The sequence below is a fragment of the Microcystis sp. LE18-22.4A genome (assembly GCF_027531105.1).
GTDB classification, from domain to species: domain Bacteria; phylum Cyanobacteriota; class Cyanobacteriia; order Cyanobacteriales; family Microcystaceae; genus Microcystis; species Microcystis aeruginosa.
The window spans coordinates 1-4,389 of sequence record NZ_JAPZRB010000371.1 but is presented as its reverse complement, the minus strand read 5'-3'; the positions used below and the strand labels follow the sequence as shown (position 1 = coordinate 4,389).

Genomic DNA, 4,389 nt, shown 5'->3' with positions numbered 1-4,389 from the left:
ATTGTTATTGCCAATTTGTGCGTAAAGTTTATTAGTTGTGTCTTTGACTAATTTGGTGTTACCAAAGGTTTCGATTGGGGTGTAGGGTGAACCGATAATTCCATCAACATTAAAGTCTTGTTGGAAGTTGGTTTCTTGAGTAAAAGCTTCCAGGGAATTTAATCCCCACCATCCGGTGGAAGATTGCCAATTCCAGTTATTATCTAAACTCCACAAGTGGAGATAATTACCATCGTTATATTGCCATAAAACTTGATTGACACCGTTGACGGTTTCTGCTGCTAGAGTTTGCCAACCTGGATAGATATTTGTGGTAATCTGAGTTGCACCAATTTTGATGGCGATGGGGTTATTATTGTCAATTTGGGTGTAAAGTTTATTAGTCGTGTCTTGGACTAATTTGGTGTTACCGAAAGCTTCGATTGGGGTGTAGGGTTGACCGATGATTCCATCACTATTAAAGTCTTGTTGGAAGTTGGTTTCTTGAGTAAAAGCTTCCGGGGAATTTAATCCCCACCATCCGCTTGAAGATTGCCAATTCCAGTTATTATCTAAACTCCACAAGTGGAGATGATTACTATCGTTATATTTCCATAAAACTTGATTGACTCCGTTGACGGTTTCTGCTGCTAGAGTTTGCCAACCTGGGTAGATATTTGTGGTAATCTGAGTGGCACCATTTTTGATGGCGATGGGGTTATTATTGTCAATTTGGGTGTAAAGTTTATTAGTCGCATCTTTGACTAATTTGGTGTTACCGAAAGCTTCGATTGGGGTGACACTGGTATTATCACCATCATCATTGGTAATTGTTCCTAATCCTTGATTATCGGTAATCAGCGCATTGCTAGGATTAGCAAGGTTAATCAAGAAAGTCTCATCCGGTTCAATTGCAGTATCACCATTGACGGAAATAATAATATCTTGGCTGATTTGTCCAGGTGTAAAGGTGAGAGTCCCTGTTTTAGCTGTATAGTCGCTTCCTGCTGTTGCTGTGTTATTAGCAGTGGCATAATTTACGGTAATTGTTTGGGTACTTGTGGTTGACAATGTAACTTTAAATATCAGGTTATTTGTTCCTGAATTGTTTTCTTTAATTGTCGGATTGGAGATAGTAAAGAATGGTTTATCCCAATCGGCTGCTGTCCAGGTAGTTGTTGCTTGCCAAGTTTGGGGTGTCCATTCATCAATACTGTTCCAAGCATCTCCTGACCATTTAGTTGTAGCTTGCCAAGCGTTATCTCCCCAATCAGGTATGGCATCCCAAAAGTTATCAATTGTCTGTGATGCTGTAGCTGTTGTTGCTATTTCATAGCTATTTGTGTCCAGAAAAGATGATGCAAGCGTTTGCGTTGAATTGCTTTGATTTGCAGTTGATGGAGATAAACCAAGTTTCTTGTCAGACTGTCCAATAATCGCATTCCACGCATCTGAAGTCCAAGATTTAGCTGCGTTGTAAGCGGATGTTACTGCATCGGATATATTTCCAAGACTATTAATGGCACTTCCGATTGCTTGTCGATTCAGTTCAACGGTTCCACGATAAGTTAAAGCTGCACCCAGAATTGGACTTATTAGAGTAACGGCTGCTTGAAGAGCAAAATAATCAGCATCAGGCAAATATGTAAACCAGTAACTACTTAAATCAGTAGTATTTCCGTTGGCAACTTTCCGGGTTAAATCTGTCGGCTTTGACAAATTAGTTCTTGTAATAGTTTGATTTAAGACGGGAACTGAATGTTTTTCAAAAGTAATTGCAGATGTTAGTTTTGAATATTTTTCTAAGTTCCAGACTCCACTCAGATATTTTGAACCTGCAATGCTAACCAAATCGGACGAAGTTATGTAATGGGTTACACCTAAGTTATTAGTAGCGTTAAAATTAATGCTGGGTTGTTGAGAAATACCCGGACTATTGAAAGTAACAATCTTTCCGAGTTGTCCTGTATAACTACCCCCTACCCACTGACTTAATGCACCACCTAAACTATGTCCTGTAATATTAGGTTTTAGAGTCAATCCGCTTACGGGATTAGATACTTCTGAAAGCCATTGATTGACTGCGGCTTTATTGTTAGTAAATTGATTATAGCCAACTCCTTCGGTTTCAGTATCACTTAATAAATCTTTACCAGATGAGAATACAGTACCCCGAATGGCTAAAACAGGAGGTTTAGCAAGGTCATAAATTGTGCCATCAGTGAAGGTATAGGATTGATTGGTGCTGGTGAGTTGGTTGATTAGATTCTGTCCAGCAGTATAGGCGGCGGTATTGTTACCGCCTGAAGTATTGGCAATATCTTGCAGTAAGTTATTGCTACTGGATGTAAATTCATTGGCATTAAGGGGATTGGCTAAAACCAGAAAGAATTTTTCATCAGAAGTTAAACCAAAAGCATCAAATCCTGTGGTAGAATCTTTGAAAACTTTATTGATACGATAGCCTTCGTAACCCAGGTCACTATAGTCATAGATCTTATCTACTTCTTTGCCTTTGTCCGTATCTGTCCAATCACGATAAGCGGTGTCTCTAGCCAAAATCTCAAAGGTTTGGTCGGTAGGAGGCGCACTTCCTAAAACGGTAATTTCTATTTGTTTGCTGGTTTCTCCTGGGAAAAAGGAGAGGGTTTGTTTGACAACATTGTTAAAATCTTTTAATTGCTTAGAGTCTATTGAATTGGCACTTCCATCAAGGGTATAGTAATCAACGGTTATCGGTTTATCATAGGCTGAGGATAGTTTAACCTCGAATTTAAGCACTTTTGTTTGATTAGTCCCTGCGGGAACATCGACCCACGCATTACTGACTGATATCGTTGGTTTAGGTGGAGGATTAGGTGTGGGTGGGAGTGCGGTAAAAGTGCCACTATCATATATATTTGGATATTTTGGATCTATTGGATTTGCTATCCATTTACCATTAATCCAGCTGGATTCGGACGCAGTTGAACGTCCATTTGGGTCTATATACCAAACTTTGCTCGAAGTATTTCCACTAATAATACTATTTGAACTCCATGTACCCCCATTGTAAATACCACCACCGTAAGGGGCACTATTGCTAGTAATAATGTTATTCGTTAACGTTAATGTTCCAGTGTTGGAAATTCCCCCTCCACCATCAGCCGTATTACCAGATATTGTACTGTTGGTTATTGTTAATGTTCCCCAGTTGTCAATTCCCCCTCCATCATCAGCCGTATTACCAGATATTGTACTGTTGGTTACTGTTAATGTTCCATCTTGGTTGAAAATTCCCCCTCCACCATCAGCCGTATTACCAGATATTGTACTGTTGGTTATTGTTAATGTTCCATCGCTGAAAATTCCCCCTCCATGATCATTAACCGAATTACCAGATGCCGTATTACCAGATATTGTACTGTTGGTTAATGTTAATGTTCCCCAGTTGGAAATTCCCCCTCCACCATCAGCCGTATTACCAGATATTGTACTGTTGGTTATTGTTAATGTTCCAGTGTTGTAAATTCCCCCTCCACTGCCCACGGTGTATATATCATCATCATCACTATGAGCCTTATTACCAGATATTGTACTGTTGGTTATTGTTAATGTTCCCGCGTATTGGTTGTAAATTCCCCCTCCAGAACTATAATCAATCGTATTACCTGTTATTGTACTGTTGGTTAATGTTAATGTTCCCCAGTAGTCGTTGTAAATTCCCCTTCCTGCTTTGTTGCTGATATAGAGATTATTTAATGTAACTCCAAGTCTTTTACTATAAGAGTTACTTATAATAGAATTTTTATTTGTCTGCCCAGAGATAGGACTAGCATTATTAACAATAGAAGCTAGTGCTGTTCCATCAGTTTCAATGGTAATCGTACCTTGTGTCTTCAAACTGCGATCGCCTGTTGTCGTATCATTAACATAAGTCAATTCATAAGTCGTTCCTGATTTCAGCTTAATAATATAGGGAGTATTAGGACTTTGATTAGCAATTGTAACAGCATCCCGCAAGGATAAACCACTCCCAATAGTGGCACTTCCATCATTCTCATCTATAGTAGTATTGACAATTAAAGTAATTGGTGCTGTTTGTTCAACCCCTATAAATTGTCCCCCTAAATCAATAACAGAACGATCATCTTCTGTTTGAATATAAGTTAACTCAGCCTCAGTTAAATTAACCCCTCTCACCAGATGAGAAAATAATTCTCCCTCATCCCCCACCGTATCCACCCTATTAACTTGAGCATCCACAAAATGCCCAATTTCTTCCAACATCACCGCAACCAAAGCATCTGAACTAGCAGAAGCAAAAAAGCTTTCAGATAGATATATCTTATTGGTGCTAATCCCATAAGCGCCATTTGCACTACCTAAAACACTGCTGTTGACAACCTCAATCTCAGGAAGTTGACTAAA

1 protein-coding gene is annotated in these 4,389 nt (G+C 39.1%); it reads right to left on the bottom strand.

What is annotated here, in order from left to right:
- Nucleotides 1-4,389, bottom strand: a 4,389-nt coding sequence (locus tag O9295_RS16615; RefSeq protein WP_288033960.1) for a Calx-beta domain-containing protein, incomplete at both ends; no start/stop codon positions are given.